This is a genomic window from Endozoicomonas sp. ALD040 (genome assembly GCF_049275945.1).
GTDB lineage: Bacteria > Pseudomonadota > Gammaproteobacteria > Pseudomonadales > Endozoicomonadaceae > Endozoicomonas_A.
This window is the reverse complement of record NZ_CP184829.1, coordinates 343,635-360,055: the sequence shown is the minus strand read 5'-3', so window position 1 is coordinate 360,055 and position 16,421 is coordinate 343,635. Positions and strand designations below refer to the sequence as shown.

The following is a 16,421-nucleotide window of genomic DNA, read 5'->3' as shown; positions in this document are numbered from 1 at the left end:
AATGCAGCTATCAGGCTCCAGTTCAGGCGGTTTTTTGCGCCAGGGTGACACGGTCCTGACCAGACAGGTCTTGTTGTGTGCTAATGGCGGTAAAGCCATTGGACTCCAGAATGATCCGGATATCACTGCCCTGATCATAACCGTGCTCAAACAACAACCAGCCACCCGGTTTCAGCTTCCCGAAGGCTTGTCGGCTGATGGTGCGTATATCATCAAGACCGTCTTTGCCTGCAGTCAATGCTGATCGGGGTTCAAACTGTACATCCCCCTGAGCAAGGTGCTCATCGTCTTCACGAATGTACGGCGGGTTGCTGACAATCATGTCCAATGGGTCGGATAAGGGTGAGCACCAGTCACCTTCTACAAAGGTTACATTGCCTATCTGGTTCAGGGCGGCATTTTCTTTGGCGATGGCGACTGGCCCGGACAGTCTGTCAACGCCAATCACTTGCCAGTGTGGCCTCTCGATAGCCATTGCCAGAGCAATGGCACCGCTGCCTGTGCCAAGGTCGGCAACGGTTGCCTGGTCCGAAACGGGCATAGACAAGGCGAGCTCAACCAGCCTTTCAGTGTCGGGTCTGGGAATCAGTACGGAGGGTGAAACGTTAAGCTTCAGACTCCAGAACTCTTTCTCACCCGTTATATAAGCGACAGGGGTTCCCAGTATCCGTTGTGCCAGCATGGACTCAAACTGTTCAGCCTGTTCGGGCGTCAGCTCTCTTTCGGGCCAGGTGAAAAGGTAGCTGTATGGTTTGCCCAATACATGGCAGAGCAGAACTTCGGCATCAAGACGGGCCGTGTCGCTTTGTTCTTTTCTGGCTGTATGACTATCAGTGAGGCGTTGAGTGGCCTCACTGAGGGTCTGATCAATCCTGCTCATTAGTCTACTCATCGGACAATCCTGTCAACAGGTCCGCCTGATGTTGCTGAAGGAGGGGGTTAATCACAGGGTCGAGGTCGCCCTCGATAATTTCTGGCAATTTATAAAGTGTCAGGTTGATGCGATGATCAGTGACCCGCCCCTGAGGGTAGTTATAGGTTCTGATACGTTCGGAGCGATCGCCACTGCCCACCAGACTTTTACGGGTTTCGCTGATCTCTTTGGCGGCAGCCATCTCCTGAGCATCCTGTAGTTTTGCAGAAAGCAGAGCCATGGCCTTGGCCCGGTTCTTGTGTTGTGAACGTTCGTCCTGACATTCAACCACAATACCGGTAGGCAGGTGGGTCAGTCGAATGGCCGAGTCGGTGGTGTTTACATGCTGACCACCGGCACCCGATGAACGGTAGGTGTCGACTCTAAGATCTTCCTTTTTGATCTCGATGGCTTCCTGCTCATCAGGTTCTGCCATGATGGCGACAGTACAGGCTGATGTGTGTATACGCCCCTGGGATTCTGTTTCAGGCACACGCTGGACCCGATGGGCACCGGATTCAAACTTCAGATGACCAAAAACATTATTGCCGACCACGCGGGAAATAATCTCCTTATAGCCACCGTGTTCACCGTCATTGGCACTGATGACTTCGATTTTCCAGCCACGTTTTTCAGCGAAGCGGGAATACATCCGGAACAGGTCTCCCGCGAAAATAGCAGCCTCGTCACCACCAGTACCGGCACGAATTTCCAGGAAAGTATTGTTGTTGTCCCTGGGGTCTTTGGGTAAGAGCAGTAGTTGCAGCTCCTGAGCCAGGGCTGGCAGCTTTTCTTCGCAGCTCTGAATCTCTTCCTCAGCCAGATCAGCCATTTCCGGGTCGTCTTTCATGGCCCGGGCGTCTTCCAGATCTCTCTGAATCTGGTCGTAATCCCGGTAGGCATTGACGACGGGTTCAAGTTCAGCGTATTCCTTGGAGAGTCTGCGGAACTGGTCCTGGTTACCGATGACTTGTGGGTCACTCAGTAAAGCACCGAGTTCCTCAAAGCGTTCCAGCAGGTTTTCAAGCTTGGCGCTCAGACTGTCCAGATTGGGATCTTTCATTTGGATTTAATCAATGCTTGTTTCAGGTGTGAACCTGATGGGTTATACAGGTATCCGGTGGCTTCTGGCTGAATTTCAGCCGGTAATGGCTGGCACAGCTAGGAGTGGCTCGGCTCTTTAGCGCGGTCTTCATAACGGCGATGAATGCCCAGCAGTTCTTCAGCCCATTCCAGTCGGTTGTTCTGACCTTCTGCAGCGGCTTTTTTCAATTGCACGCTGGGGGTATGCATGAGCTTGTTGGTCAGTGAACGTGCAAATTGAGTCAGAACCTGTTCCGCCGGAACACCATTGGCCAGAGAAAGCATGGCTTTTTCAAGCTCAAAATCTCTGAGTTCCTCGGTATTTTTTCGATAGCTCCTCAGCACATTCACTGCATCCAGTGAGCGCAGTTGGCTCATGAACTCAAAAGCACCGGTTTCGATCAGCAGCTCAGCTTCTTTTGCAGCATCCTGTCGCTGTTGCATATTGTCCTGAATAACGTCATGCAGGTCGTCGACGGTATACAGGAAGATGTCTGGTAGCTCAGTGACCTCGGGTTCGATATCCCGGGGAACAGCGATATCCACCATAAATATGGGGCGGTGTTTGCGTTTTTTAATCGCTCTTTCAACACTGCCTTTACCCAGAACGGGAACCGGGCTGGCCGTTGAGGAGACGACAATATCAGCGGCTGGCAACAAGTGAGGAATATCTGAAAGCAGGGCCGGCTTGCCGTCAAATTTGTCGGCCAGCAGTTTCGCCCGGCTCATGGTCCGGTTAGCGACAAAGATGTCTTTGAGGCCTTGTTGATGAAGGTGTCTGGCCACCAGTTCAATGGTTTCACCGGCACCAATCAGTAAAGCGGTGTTTTCAGAAAGGTCGGCAAAGATCTGCCTGGCCAGTGTCGTGGCTGCATAAGCGATGGAAACAGGCTGTCTACCAATAGCGGTATTGGTTCGAACTTGTTTGGCGGTAGTAAAGCAGTACTGGAACAGTCTGGAAAGCAGCGAGCCAATAGTACCGGCTTCCTGGGCCTGGGCGTAGGCTGACTTCAGCTGACCGAGAATCTGGGGTTCACCGAGAACCATGGAGTCAAGGCCGCATGCCACTCTCATTATATGGCGAACAGCGGCTTTATCGTGATGAATATAACTGTGCTCGCTAAGCAGCTTCTGATCCAGGTTGTGATACCCTGTCAACCATTCAAGCGCTCTGTGATAATCGGCGTTGCTGGCACAGTAAAGTTCTGTCCGGTTACAGGTGGACAGAATGGCCACTTCATTGGTGTGCATGAAATGACGGGCATCCTGTAGCGCCTCGGGCAGTTGCTCAGGTGAAAAAGCAACCTGCTCCCTGAGTGCGATGGGTGCAGTTCTGTGATTGATACCGGCGGTAAGATACCCCATAAAGTCCTGTTGCCTTTTCTTACGCTCTAGCCAGCCACAAGTAACCCACTGGCGAGGTACTCAGGGCTGTCTTTTTACTCTGGAGGTTCATTTATCTAATCCAGTCTCCGTGCCTTTTGACGAAAGATTGGGCTGTCTATTTGAGAGCCACTGCTATTATTGACCGTACAGTATTCTACAACACTGGACAGCAGACTGATGCCTGTGCCCTTAATTATGTTGCCCGAAGCAGATCGAAACTTCTGTTCCAGACATTCGGGTAACTGGTTTGACTTTTTGTCTGTCCATGGTTGTCTCAATACAAGTTGTTTCAATGGAAGCTGAGGGAATCCCTGTCATGCCAGGCAGATTTTTAACACCTGATAATTCGCAGTTTGTTGTCAGATCTTCGTTCAGTGCGAGGCCCCGGTGCTGTTTAAGTACTACAGTCAGCAAACAGTGACACGCTCAGGTCAGCGAAGAATCTTGATCTTCACTCTGTTTTAACAGCACCTTCTTTCGTTATGGACATTCTGGCCGATCAATTCTCCTATGGAACGGCAACAACTGCAAACCCGGATGTATCCAGTCATACCCATAGAAAAAGAGAAATATTTTGTCCGGCCTTTCTTTGCAGGCTCTGTAGTAAAATGTTTTTCACAATAATTTGCGTATGTCATGATAAAGAAGGCCACAGTTCAAAGCTGATCCATCCGGGACTGCAGAGTTCAGTGCAGAAATTATTTCCAACGGGTAAAGGCATACCATTCATGAAGAAACTTAATAGTTTCTCTATAGTGCTGACAGCCATGCTGGTATCAGGTTGTTCTTCAGTTCAATATTCATGGCAGCCCGGGGCGGCTGAATCGGTTCCTGCCCAGGTCAGTCACGAGCCGCAAGAGCCGGTAGCTTCTTTTGAACCTGATACCCTTTACGATCTGCTCGTGGCCGAATTGGGCGGGCAGCGTAAGCGTTATGATCTGGCGCTGGGATATTATCTCAAACAGGCTCATAAGACGCAGGACAAGGGGGTTGCCAAACGGGCCTATCAAATCAGTCAGGTGGTTGGGGCTCGCCAGGCATCTCTGGATGCGGCGTTACTCTGGGCCAAGCTGGATGATAAAAATGCTGCCGCATTGCAAGCTGGTGCTATTGAACTGATCAGGGCGGGTCAACTGGATCGAGCCGTTGAGCAGATGAGAGACGTTCTGGCTTTGGAAGGTGAGGCTAATTTTGATTTCCTCGCAGCCAGTGCCCTGGAGCTTCCTGAAGATGAAAGGGTGCAATTGCTGAGCACCTTTGACAGCATTCTTAAGGATTATCCCGGTCATCGGTCGCTGAAGCTGGGTAAGGCCATTTTGTTGCTTCAGGATAATCAGTTGCAAGCAGCGATCAAGATCTGTGATCAGCTTCTTGCTAAGGAGCCGGACTACGTCAAGGCTATCATACTCAAGGGTCGCATCCTCAATAAGATGGACAAAGGTGATGAGGCTGAGAAAATGCTGGCTGATGCCGTCAAAAAGTATCCGGATATTCCTCGTCTGCGTCTGATTTATGCCAGTGTACTGGTGCATCTGGATAAGCTTGGCGAGGCTCGCGAACAGTTTCAGGTGCTCCTGAATCAGTCACCCTTCGATGTTGAGATGTTGTTGTCTCTGGCTCTGATTTCACTTGAGAGCGGGATGGTGGCAGAGTCTGAAAGCTATTTTAAACAGCTATTGGCTCTGGGACAGAGAAAAAGTACCGCTCATTATTATCTGGGATGGATATCAGAACAGAAAGGGCATTATGAACAGGCCCGGAAGTCTTTTCTGAACGTGATGCCAGGTAAGGAGTTCATGATGTCACGGGTCGCGCTTATCCAGATGCTGCTCAAGCAGGGTAAAATGGCAGAGGCCCGACAGCAATTGGAAGAAGACCGCAACCGATTCCCGGTACATGCTGTTCAGCTTTATTTGCTCGAGACAGAAATTCTGGTGAATGCCGGAGAACTTGACGATGCTCTGAAGCTGTTTTCAGGCGCCGTATTGCGCTACCCCGAGAATGTTAACCTGCTCTATGGTCGGGCCATGGTGTTTGAGAAAATGGGAAGAATCAAGGATCTTGAGTCAGATCTGCGTGCCATTATCAAGTTTCAGCCCGAAAATGCGGCCGCTCTGAATGCGCTTGGCTACACCCTGGCGGATCGTACTGATCGCTTTGAAGAGGCAAGAGAGTTGATCGAGAAGGCCTATGTCCTGGATGAAGATGATCCTGCCATTATGGACAGCATGGGTTGGGTACAATATCGTCTGGGTAACTATCAGGCTGCTCTTGTTTATCTCAAAAACGCCTATGATAAGTATCCCGATCATGAGGTAGCGGCTCATCTGGGCGAGGTGCTTTGGGCCCTTGGGCGGAAAGAAGATGCACGAGCTTTGTGGGACGAGGCTTTGCAGATGACTCCAGACAGTGACGTTCTGAAAGAGACCCGAGAGCGATTGGAAAAGCAGCATAAAGAGGCCGATGCTTTAGCGGACCCCAAGGTTTCCATCGTCAAGTAAGCCTGCTGGATTATCTATCATAACGGGCCTGGCGGCCCGTTCACTCAACGCAAAAACTGGCAAGTTGTATGCAGATACCGTTTTCAACTTCATACCTGACTGACTCTTCATTAACAACAAAACTGTCTATTCTTGTGATTTTTGCCCTGCTTCTCTCTGGTTGCGCCACGGCTCCCAAACCGGAAAAAGGGCTTTCAGAAGCTCAGCGTCAGTCATTGTGGAAAGCTCATCAACAGCAGCTCTCAGAACTGGATTATTGGCACTTGACAGGGCGACTGGGGTTGAGAGTCCCTGGAGACTCCGGAACCTTATCTCTGGAATGGCAACAGAGTAAAGAGAACTATCTTATCTATCTGGATGGTCCCCTGGGACAGACAGTGGCAAAAATTAATGGTCAACCGGGCTCAGTAGAACTGGAAGCCTCAGGTAAGCGTTATCCAGGCCAGAGTCCTGAGAAGTTGCTGTTTGAGCTGACCGGTTGGGATTTACCTGTCAGTCTGCTGCGATATTGGGTCATGGGGCTGCCCAGTCCTGATACCAGAGCCACTATCCGGTTAAATAATCAGGGTTATCCTGTGCTGATTACACAGCAGGGGTGGCAGGTTGAATATTTGCAGTACGAGGACTTCTCCGGAATAACCTTGCCTGTCAGGATAAAAGTCCGACAGGGTGAGGTGCAGGCAACTCTGTTTGCCAGAAGATGGCAGCTAAAATAGGCTTTCATCTTTAATTTCTCTTTTGCTATCGGGCAGAAGTTGCTTGATAGTTCATGATCGCAATTTCAGGATGGTTCGTTGATGTCGTCTTCAACTCTGGTTCTGCCTGCTCCGGCGAAGCTAAATCTTTTCTTGCACATAATTGGACGTCGAGAAGATGGTTATCATCAGCTCCAGACCATTTTCCAGTTTTTGGATTTTGCTGATGAGCTGACCTTTGAGCATCACGACGAGTTATTACTGGATTGTAACCTTCCAGAGCTGGTCGGTGATGACAATCTTATTCTCAAGGCTGCCCGTCTTTTACAAGTTCATACAGGCTGTGAAAAAGGCGTCAGAATCAGGCTCCTTAAACGTCTGCCCATGGGGGGGGGAATAGGGGGCGGCAGCTCCGATGCCGCCACAACACTCCATGGCCTGAATATATTGTGGGGGCTGGGACTGGACGAAGACACACTGGCAGAGCTGGGACTGAAATTGGGAGCAGATGTTCCGGTATTTGTTCGGGGTCATGCTGCTTTTGCTGAGGGGGTTGGCGAGAAGCTTACTCCTGTCAGTCCTGAGGAGAATTGGTACCTGGTTCTCAAACCTGACTGCCATGTCAACACTACCGAAATGTTCCGTCATCAGGAATTGACAAGAGATACTCGTCCCATTAAAGTTTCCGCCGCATTGAACCGGCTGCATGGAAATGAGCTGACCAATGACTTTCAGCCATTGGTTCGAAGGCTTTATCCGGAAGTTGATAAATGTTTAGTGCTGTTGGATAATTCCGGAAATTCGAGCGTGGGGCAGGCCATGATGAGCGGTTCGGGTGCCTGTGTGTTTATGCCGTTTGCCAGTCGTAAAGAGGCGGAAGCGACTCTGGCAGGAATCGACTCTGACGTTGATGGTTTCGTTGCCAGTGGTGTCAATACATCTCCGCTTCACAACTCGATCAGTCAACTGCGATCATGTGTGAATTAAACTCCATTATCCCGCTTACAGTGACTGTAAATTATGTTACTGGGGTGTCGCCAAGCGGTAAGGCAGCAGGTTTTGATCCTGCCATGCGGGGGTTCGAATCCCTCCACCCCAGCCACTGTTTAGAATCCTATCTTACAGATAGCTCTCTCCACTGTTTTATGAGACGTAACGCTCAGGACAAAACATTCACCTTCGAAACATTCGATGGTAATGGTTCCAATCCAGGCAGACAAAAACAGGATGTGACGCTCATTGCTGTCGGCGATGGGCGGTCAGCTCCTTTGGTGAAGAGCTACATCCACCCACGACTACGACCAGAGCAAGGTATTTATCCGTGTCCAAAATGATGGTGTTTGCCGGCAACTCAAATCCGGAGCTGGTGCACAAGGTTGTCAATCACCTGCATATTCCCCTGGGCAAGGCCTATGTTGGCCGTTTCAGTGACGGCGAAATTGCAGTAGAAATTCAGGAAAACGTCCGTGGTCGTGATGTTTTTATCATCCAGTCCACCTGCGCCCCTACCAACGACAACCTGATGGAGTTGTTGGTTATGGCAGACGCCATGCGTCGCTCCTCTGCGGTTCGCATCACAGCGGTGCTGCCTTACTTTGGTTACGCTCGTCAGGATCGTCGTCCGCGCTCTTCCCGTGTACCAATCAGTGCCAAAGTCGTCGCTGACATGATTGCCGGAGTGGGTGTGGATCGTGTCCTGACAGTCGACCTGCACGCTGACCAGATTCAGGGCTTCTTCGACATTCCTGTGGACAACGTTTACGGTTCTCCTATTCTGCTGGATGATATGGAGCGTCAGGGTTACGAGAACCTGATGGTGGTATCACCCGATCACGGTGGTGTAGTTCGTGCCCGTGCTGTGGCCAAGCGCCTGAATACCGATCTGGCGATCATCGACAAGCGTCGCCCTGAAGCCAATAAATCTGAAGTAATGAACATTATCGGTGATGTTAGCGGCCGTACCTCTGTGCTGGTCGATGATATGGTCGACACGGCCGGTACCCTGTGCGCTGCTGCAGCTGCGCTGAAGTCCAAAGGCGCTACCAAGGTGATTGCCTACTGTACTCATCCTGTTCTGTCTGGCCGTGCTCTGGAAAATGTGGCTAACTCCGAGCTGGACGAACTGGTAGTGACCAACACGATTCCTCTGAGCCCCGCTGCCCAGGCTTTGGGTCGGATTCGCCAGCTGGATATGTCGCCTCTGCTGGCTGAGTCTGTTCGCAGAATCAGTAACGCTGAATCCATCAGTGCGATGTTCCAGTAATTTCAGGGAATTGGCAAAAGCGCAGTAAGCCCTCGCCCAGGTGAGGGTATCGCAAGGCTCTAGCAGCCAGTTCAACGGACATTCAGTGCTTCGTCACGGTAGCGCAAGAATGGTTCCAGAAAAAATGCCAGCAGTCGGCGTCTACCGGTTTTCACCTCGGCAGAGACCATCATATCTACATGCAAAGGTTCATTCTGACCGTTAACATTGACAAATTGCTGGTTCAATCGGATGTATACCGGATACATCAATCCCTGCTCGCCCTGGTTCCGGGCATCTTTGGAAACCAGCTCAACTACGCCGTGTAAATAGCCAAAAAATGTATAGGGAAACGTTTCTATTTTGATATCGGCCGCCATCTGCGCCTTCACAAAACCGATGTCCTTGTTTTCCACCATAACTTCGGCCTGCAGCTCCGCTTTGTCCGGAACCAACGACATCAAAGTCACAGCCGGCTGGATCACCGAGCCGTGACCCAGCGCCGAAAACTGTTGTATCGTACCGTCTTCCGGTGCCCGGATATAACAATTCTGGTTGTGTTCCCTGGCTTTGATAATGCTGTTTTGTAGTTCAGTGATCTTATCACTGAACTCATTAAGTTTTTCCATGCGTTCATGACGAAATGCTTTTTGTCTACTTTCTTTTTCACTGACAAGCGCTGCCAGCTCTGCCTTTGCTTCATTCTGGCGACTCTGTTGGACCTGCAGCTGCTGGCTGGTATCCAGCTGTTTTTCCCTGGTGGCCAGCCACTCCAGTCGTGACGCAAGACCTTTGTCTAATAATTGCCGGGTCGCTTTTTCATTTTCCAGATGCAGGGGGTTAAGTATCTGCAGTCGGTCAATTTCGGCCTGAATCGCCATAACCTTTGCCCGACGCTGATCGATTTGCTGCACTACGGATTGATTGCTGCTCTGATAATGCTGGTAGTCATAATCCAGTAACTGTTGCTGGCGAAACCACTGGTCAGGGCTTGGCTTTCCCGAGAGCGGCAGCTTAGCCTGGCTAATCCATTGCTGCAGGTTGGGAGGTGGCGCCAGAGGCGTTTCCGTTGCCGATTCAAGCAACAATTGCAATCGCCTGACATTGAGTTGGTTTTGCAGCAACATGGCTTCAATCTGGCGAATATCAGCTTCTGGCTCGGTGGGGTTCAGCTTGATCAGTAATTGGTTTTTATAAACATGCTCACCTTCTGTGACATAGATGGTATCCACTCGGCCAGCAATCAGTGATTGTACTTCCTTGACCTTGCCCACTGGTATTATTCTGCCGTTGGCGGTGACTTCGGTGTCAATAAAGCTGAACCAGCTCCAGAGCAAAACAAAGGTCAGCAGGGCACAAATCAGCAACATCAGGACATGAGCGAACGGTGACGGTGGTGATTCGAGAATTTCAACAGCGGCCGGCAGAAACTCCAGCTCATCTTTTTTGCGCCTGACCCGAGGATGTTTTTTCTCATGGTGCAGGCTGTCTCTGATCAGCGTGAGAATGCGTCCCAATTGTTTAAACTCTTTGTGTTACATCAATTTGTGAAGACCACAGCTGGGCATAGCGTCCCTGCTGTTGAACCAGCTCATCATGGCTGCCATCTTCTTCAATAACCCCTTTTTCGATCACTATAATCCGATCACAACGACGGATAGTTGAGAGTCGATGGGCGATGATGATGACGGTGCGGCCTTTGCTGATAGCCCGCATGTTGTCCTGAATAATTTTTTCTGACTCATAATCCAGAGCCGATGTCGCTTCATCAAAAATCAGGATATTGGGCTGGGTGGCCAGTGCTCTTGCTATGGCCAGGCGTTGAAGCTGACCGCCGGACAGCCCTGCGCCGCGCTCACCCAGCTCAGAATTGTAGCCATGGGGCATTTCGATAATGAAATCATGAGCTCCGGCCAGTTGGGCTGAAGCGATGACCGACTCCATATCCAGGGTTGGATTCCCAAGAGCAATATTGTCTCGAATGGTGCCATTAAAGAGCACGCTGTCCTGAAGGACGACACCAATCTGGCGTCGGATCCAGGCTGGGTTTAATAGTGAAAGGTTGGCACCATCAATATAAACTTTGCCACTTTCTGGTATGAAGAGCCGCTGGATCAGCTTGGTCAGCGTTGACTTACCAGAGCCTGAACGGCCAGCAATGCCGATCACCTGTCCTGCAGGAATGTCCAGGTCAATGCGGTTCAGTACTGCGGGGTTTGCAGGGCTGTAGCGAAAAACAACATTCTCAAGCCTGATGGCTCCTTTCATTACCGGAGGTGAGGATTGACTTAAATGACTCTGGGGTTCGGTAGGAGCATTGATGATGTCACCGAGGCGGTCGATGGCAATGCGAAATTGCTGAAAGTCCTGCCAGAGCTGGGCTAGCCTCAGGATGGGGGCAGAAATCTGTCCTGAAATCATATTGAAGGCGATCAGTTCGCCTACCGTCATATGCCCGTGAATGACCTCCAGAGATCCTTGCCACATCAACAGAGCGGTGACCAGCTTGCTCACCAGCTGCACCGACTGACTGCCGTACATGCCGGTCACCACCGAGCGAAAAGAAGCCTGAGCAAAACCGGCCAGCTGATGTTCCCAGCGCTGGCGCATCTGGGGTTCGATGGCCATGGATTTAAGGGTCTCTACCCCGGTCAGGGTTTCGGTCAAAAATGCCTGGTTGATGGCACTGCGGTGAAACAATTCCTCGGTTCTCTGGCGCAGGCGGGGAGTAATCAAAATAGAAATGATAATATAGATCGGAATTGAGCCAATCACGATCCAGGCCAGCCGACTGGAATAGAAGAACATGACAACAATAAACAACAGGCTGAAAAACAGGTCTATGACCAGGGTGAGAGCGCTGCTGGTGAGGAAATTACGCACGTTTTCCAGCTCACGCACACGAGCCACAACCTGACCCACTGGTCGACTCTGAAAGAAAGCAACAGGAAGTTTCAGCAGGTGCCGGAATAACCGGGTACCCAGTTCAACATCAACCCGGTTGGTGGTATGTGAAAAAACATAGGTTCTCAAGCCATCCAGCATAACCTCAAACAGGGAAATAGCCAGCAGCGCTACAACCAGTACATTCAGAGTCATTTCTGCCCGGTGAACCAGCACTTTGTCCATCACCACCTGAAAAATAAGCGGTGTCAGCAGGGCGAATAGCTGCATGAAAAAAGAAGCAACCAATATGTCCCTGAACAGTTTTCGAAACTTGACGATAGCCGGTATAAACCAGCTGATATCGAAGTGTTGATTTTTGCCTGGCAGAATACTTCGATCAGTAATTAAAATGGCCTGGCCATGCCAATGACTCCAGAGTTTATCCAAAGAAACTGACTCAGGTCTCATTCCCTCCCGTTGAATCAATGCTTTGCCATCGCTGATGGCGGCAATAATGAAAAACTGCTCGTTTTTGTCTATGGCAATAAACGGGCAGTGTATTTTAGTTAATCGCTGCCGCCTGATTCTGACTTGTCTGGCTCTTAGTTTCAGTTGTTTGAAGGCCCTGAGCATCGTCAGTGGGGTCAGGTCATCTCCCTCGGGGCAGAACTCATGTTTAATGACATTAATGTCAATGGTTTTCTTCAGGTATTGCATCATCAACAAAAAGCAAAACAAGCCACTCCCGGCAGATGGCTCGGTATCGGCATCTATAGAGTCCATTGGCAATATCCTTGATCCTGATTGTGTTGCTAAACGACAGTTCAACCTGAAGATGCAATCCTCTAACACGACAGCTGCTCAGTTGAGTCTCACAGTGTAGACTTCTCCGTTGGTTCCGTTACAAATTTTTTGCAAATCACAAAAAACTGTCTTCAGAGCACAGACTGGCGTTCTTTTGCAGGCAGATTCTCATTTAAGCGTGCTACTTTATCGAATGAGCGTAAATTCCGTCGTTTGAAAGGGTGTCAACTTGAATACTGATATTGTACGTAAAGTTTCTGCCTGCTTTGCGGCTCTCGTGGGCCGCACCTGCTGTACTGTTATTTTTCTTGTTCTTGGGATGCCTTCACTCGGGCTTGGGCTGACATTGATTGACAATGTGTTGTTGCGTGAAACCTACCAGTTTGCAAATGAGACCCAATGGTTTGGTGCGCCTGCGGGCATTGCATTATTTGCCAAAAAAAACAATGTGATAGTGGTTGTTATTAATGACAGGGGGCTTTGTCTTGCGTTCCAATGTTCAGAGGATTCTGACCAGTGTGTTGTGCAAACGACGACCCAGATATCACCCAACTCAAGACAACATCGAAGTCTGGTTAAAAATAAAAACTGTTTCTATGTATCCAGCGATTCGGGTCAAGAGGGAGGAAGTATTGGCAGCTTCAGTTGGGAACAGGGGCAGCTGACCACGGGCCCTTTAGTGGCGTTTGCTGGTGTTTCATCTCTAGGGGTGAGCCCGGATGGAAAATGGCTCGCCGCTTGCTCTCTGCTCATGGGTGAGTTGCGGGTTTATCAGCAGGAAAAAAACTGTCAAACGGGATCATTCCAACGCTTTGGTGGACAAAGTCACTATCTTTTTCGCCGGGGCTGCTCCTCTGCCAGTTTCAATAAGGACAGCACGCAATTGTGTGTCAGTTGGGCGTTTGACAACCAGATAGCCTGCTTTGAGCAATTGGCTGAAGACTGGCGGCCTGTCACCATACTGACACCGGCTATTGGTGAGGTTGTTATTGACCAACCTGTAGGGGCTATCTTCGCAGATGCATACTTGTTGCTTATCCATAGGGGTGGAGAGATAGTTTTATGCCCTCCTGAGGTTGTTAATCAATTCACTGACACTGGTCCTGCTCACTATTCCTATCAGGCCCTTGGTTGTCGACTGTATTCCCATCAATGCCAAACCGCTACCGGCAAGCAGGCAACGACCCAACAGGTTTGCTCGTTAAGTGCGTGTGAGAATGCCATTTTTTCATCGGACGGGGAAGGCGTCGAGAATACCATCGAGTCAAGCTGGCCAGACTTGGGAAAACTGGATGAAATCCGGCAATACGACAATAATACTTTTTTGATTGCTGGCGAGCGGGGCTTGCACGTTGTTCGGTTTGACAATGGTAGCCTCTGTTATCAAACAACTCTGACCAGTCGCCAAGGAAGTGACGGTTGGCCAGGAAACCGAATTACCTTTGACTTCAGCAGTGGCCTGCTGGTGTTCGGCAATCGCTTTGATCGTTCCGTCCATCTCCTGAGAATTCATCAAGCGGGTCTGCCCCTTGAATCGTCTTCACCATTACTTGTCGCTTCGATGGTGCCGCTTCTTACCACGTTGTTTAACGCTGTTGCTATTTTGCGATGTTGGTGACTCACTTTCTGTTGCAAAACGATGATGGCTCGTTATCCGTTTTTGTAGGGCGGGGAATACCTCGTATGCCGAACCTGGGATTCCCACATTGCTTATTGACTTAGTCCATAGGTGAGCCAGGATCATCAGTATCACGGCCCCTTTCGATAGAACTGCTTGCAGGGAAATCGCTAAGGGGTTTTTTATTGCCTTAAAATCAGGCACCACATGAGATCAGTGCTCTTTTGTTTTGTTATTTTTGATATCAACACCAAAGTATTTAAAATAAATTTGCAGTCCTCGTTGGTTAGGATATGTGTTTCCAGGACCCTTCGGTATTCTGAGAGCATGATGTGGAATAGTTGGCTCCCCATATCCATATGCGCGATCTACAGAGGCATCTGCAGTGGTCGTATTTGTAGCTTCAGGGTCATCTGCAGTGGTCGTATTTGTAGCTTCAGAGGCATCTGCAGTGGTTGTATTCATAACTTCAAGAGGATCTGCAGAAGTCGTATTCATAACATCAGGGGCATCTGCAGTAGTCGTATCTATAACTTCAGGAGCATCTGCAGTGGTCATATCTATAACTTCAGGGGCAGGCCAAGACAGGGATAAGCTTAAACTGGAGCCTGTATCACCTGGTGCCGGGTGCACCAGCGTTTGGGTTAATCCATTTGATTCAGGATCAAAGTGAACCATTAAACCGGCTGGCGGAGCTGGTTGATCATTGCTTTCAGGGCGATCAGAGATATTTTCTGTGTTATCGTCGGATGGATCTTCTTGATTGAGTTCATAGTTTCTCATCCTTGATCTGTAACATTTAATCAGGCCGTAACCACCCAGGCCTGCTACGCCCAACGCTGGCAACACACCAGCGAACACCCGTTTCAGTAATCGGGAGGTGTAATCAGCTGGTTTTACGCTGACCACTGTTCGTATTTGACTGAACTGCTTGTGTGGGTTAGTTGCTGTTACCGTCAGGGGCCATCTTTCTGAGAGTGCCCAACCTCCGCTCTTTTTACTCAAAGGGGTATCACTCTCTGGGTTGACCACTAAACTTTTGTTTTGCCAAATGAATGGGCAATTGCCTTCATGGCCTTCACAGTCAACCCTGACGATCAATTGAGAATAATTCTCGTTGTCTGACTGATTGGGGTCCGTCACATTCATAAGCCCTACTACGAACTGGTTATTTTCCATATTGGATTCATCGTAGTCATATTCAGGAGGGTCCTGCCATTCTGCGAATAAAGGGGGAGAGATGAGTTTCAGGGTATGGAGGCTACCTCGTCTGCCAATCACGGCTATTTTTCTGCCATCCGGGCTGGAGGCTATGCTGGTGAGTGCCTGAGGCATGTTTCGAAGGCCAATAAGTTGAGCCTCCTGAGTTTCCCACTGATCTTCCTTGTTTAAAACCACCAGATGGACGAACCGGTCGGTAGAGGCAATAAAGGCGGTGATGGAGTCACGGGGTAGTCTGGCAATGGTTACATCGTGCACTCCAAACCAGCTGTCAACTTTCTCAAGATCTTCCGGGTTGGAGACTGATTGCATCAGATGCAATTGTCCCTGGTCGTATCGAAAAATCAGCAGGGTTTGGGTTTCGGCAGCGACTACTGCAAGGAACTGTCCATCCGGTGACAGTGTCATACTAACAATGTCTTTCAGAGCCGGAATGTCTGAAGATGAAGCGAGAGTGCGATTCCGCCATTGATTCTCCTGCCAGTCTTTGTCCACTTTAATCAGCGAGCTCATCATGGCTATACCATTGTTGCCTTCCTGTATGTCATTCAGAGCTGCAATGTATGTCAGGTTTGACTGTGGCACAGGAACCACAGAGCCTGCTTTTTGAGCCAGGTATTCGGCTAACGGCTCGCTGAAGAGAGAGTCTTGCTCGGGAGGTGAAGTGGCAAGAACATCTGACCATTTTTGAACAACGTTAAGGTTATTGAAATCAACTAAAAAGCGAGATCTGGAATCAGTAGCATTATTAACAGTCAGCAGAATATGGGAAGTGTTATAGAACGAAACAGAACCCTCATAGATATTCAAGGTTTCCTCCCTGGCAGCCAGCCCGCTGGAATTCATTAATAGCAGGCGATGTTGCCGGGTTTCTTCCGCTGCAGCGGAGCTGGCAATCCATGCAATAGCAATGAACATAAGAGCAAAGATGGGGAAAGACGCCTTTGTTCTTATATTTTCAGATCTCATAATTAAAAACACTAGAGGGTCAGCGCAGACTTGATTCGTATCGCGGTCTTTTCGATAGATACGACGAGTTCGGTAGTTCATAGGCAATGCCCCCCTTAATCAT

11 protein-coding genes and 1 tRNA gene are annotated in these 16,421 nt (G+C 49.6%); 6 read left to right on the top strand and 6 right to left on the bottom strand.

The features are described 5' to 3' along the window. Window positions 1-22: 22 nt before the first annotated feature. The 3 genes from prmC to hemA all read right to left on the bottom strand — a co-directional run bounded on the left by prmC (window position 23) and on the right by hemA (window position 3,361). Complete coding sequence (prmC, locus tag ACOJUN_RS01075; RefSeq protein ID WP_422134837.1) at window positions 23-892, bottom strand: peptide chain release factor N(5)-glutamine methyltransferase; 870 nt, start codon at window positions 890-892, stop codon at window positions 23-25. After that, complete coding sequence (prfA, locus tag ACOJUN_RS01070; RefSeq protein WP_422134836.1) at window positions 885-1,976, bottom strand: peptide chain release factor 1; 1,092 nt, start codon at window positions 1,974-1,976, stop codon at window positions 885-887. The genes prmC and prfA overlap by 8 nt, the downstream gene beginning before the upstream one ends. A gap of 98 nt (window positions 1,977-2,074) precedes the next feature. Continuing rightward, the gene (gene hemA / locus ACOJUN_RS01065; RefSeq protein ID WP_422134835.1) at window positions 2,075-3,361 is read right to left on the bottom strand and encodes a glutamyl-tRNA reductase; all 1,287 of its coding nucleotides are present in this window, start codon (window positions 3,359-3,361) and stop codon (window positions 2,075-2,077) included. 749 nt (window positions 3,362-4,110) lie between these two features. On the opposite strand from hemA, the gene ACOJUN_RS01060 reads away from it, so the two are divergent. From ACOJUN_RS01060 to ACOJUN_RS01040, 5 genes are all read left to right on the top strand, one after another. Beyond that, window positions 4,111-5,883, top strand: a complete 1,773-nt coding sequence (locus tag ACOJUN_RS01060) for a tetratricopeptide repeat protein (RefSeq protein WP_422134834.1) — start codon at window positions 4,111-4,113, stop codon at window positions 5,881-5,883. Between the two features lie 68 nt (window positions 5,884-5,951). Further along, window positions 5,952-6,599: a lipoprotein insertase outer membrane protein LolB gene (gene lolB / locus ACOJUN_RS01055; protein ID WP_422134833.1), complete on the top strand. Its 648-nt coding sequence runs from the start codon at window positions 5,952-5,954 to the stop codon at window positions 6,597-6,599. Window positions 6,600-6,680: 81 nt separating this feature from the next. After that, window positions 6,681-7,565 (top strand): 4-(cytidine 5'-diphospho)-2-C-methyl-D-erythritol kinase, encoded by an 885-nt coding sequence (ispE, locus tag ACOJUN_RS01050; RefSeq protein ID WP_422134832.1) that lies wholly within the window; start codon window positions 6,681-6,683, stop codon window positions 7,563-7,565. 40 nt (window positions 7,566-7,605) lie between these two features. After that, window positions 7,606-7,680: transfer RNA gene (locus ACOJUN_RS01045), tRNA-Gln, on the top strand. Window positions 7,681-7,899: 219 nt separating this feature from the next. Then, a complete protein-coding gene (locus ACOJUN_RS01040) occupies window positions 7,900-8,841 on the top strand; it encodes a ribose-phosphate pyrophosphokinase (RefSeq protein ID WP_317145524.1) in 942 nt (313 codons plus the stop codon). Window positions 8,842-8,912: 71 nt separating this feature from the next. Here the strand turns inward: ACOJUN_RS01040 and ACOJUN_RS01035 are convergent, their stop codons facing one another. Next, the gene (locus ACOJUN_RS01035) at window positions 8,913-10,337 is read right to left on the bottom strand and encodes an HlyD family type I secretion periplasmic adaptor subunit (RefSeq protein ID WP_422134831.1); all 1,425 of its coding nucleotides are present in this window, start codon (window positions 10,335-10,337) and stop codon (window positions 8,913-8,915) included. A gap of 4 nt (window positions 10,338-10,341) precedes the next feature. Beyond that, the gene (locus ACOJUN_RS01030; protein WP_422134830.1) at window positions 10,342-12,489 is read right to left on the bottom strand and encodes a type I secretion system permease/ATPase; all 2,148 of its coding nucleotides are present in this window, start codon (window positions 12,487-12,489) and stop codon (window positions 10,342-10,344) included. Window positions 12,490-12,739: 250 nt separating this feature from the next. Between ACOJUN_RS01030 and ACOJUN_RS01025 the strand changes: the two genes are divergently transcribed. Beyond that, complete coding sequence (locus tag ACOJUN_RS01025; RefSeq protein WP_422134829.1) at window positions 12,740-14,128, top strand: hypothetical protein; 1,389 nt, start codon at window positions 12,740-12,742, stop codon at window positions 14,126-14,128. Window positions 14,129-14,341: 213 nt separating this feature from the next. Here ACOJUN_RS01025 and ACOJUN_RS01020 read toward each other — a convergent pair whose 3' ends face one another. Next, window positions 14,342-16,399 (bottom strand): hypothetical protein, encoded by a 2,058-nt coding sequence (locus ACOJUN_RS01020; RefSeq protein WP_422134828.1) that lies wholly within the window; start codon window positions 16,397-16,399, stop codon window positions 14,342-14,344. Window positions 16,400-16,421 lie beyond the last annotated feature (22 nt).

What these genes read in the sequence shown, in the direction of transcription:
- ACOJUN_RS01060 (WP_422134834.1), top strand. Translation starts at nt 4,111, where the DNA reads ATGAAGAAACTTAATAGTTTCTCTATAGTGCTGACAGCCATGCTGGTA.
- ACOJUN_RS01030 (WP_422134830.1), bottom strand. Translation starts at nt 12,489, where the DNA reads ATGGACTCTATAGATGCCGATACCGAGCCATCTGCCGGGAGTGGCTTG.
- hemA (WP_422134835.1), bottom strand. Translation starts at nt 3,361, where the DNA reads ATGGGGTATCTTACCGCCGGTATCAATCACAGAACTGCACCCATCGCA.
- ispE (WP_422134832.1), top strand. Translation starts at nt 6,681, where the DNA reads ATGTCGTCTTCAACTCTGGTTCTGCCTGCTCCGGCGAAGCTAAATCTT.
- prfA (WP_422134836.1), bottom strand. Translation starts at nt 1,976, where the DNA reads ATGAAAGATCCCAATCTGGACAGTCTGAGCGCCAAGCTTGAAAACCTG.
- prmC (WP_422134837.1), bottom strand. Translation starts at nt 892, where the DNA reads ATGAGTAGACTAATGAGCAGGATTGATCAGACCCTCAGTGAGGCCACT.
- lolB (WP_422134833.1), top strand. Translation starts at nt 5,952, where the DNA reads ATGCAGATACCGTTTTCAACTTCATACCTGACTGACTCTTCATTAACA.
- ACOJUN_RS01020 (WP_422134828.1), bottom strand. Translation starts at nt 16,399, where the DNA reads ATGAACTACCGAACTCGTCGTATCTATCGAAAAGACCGCGATACGAAT.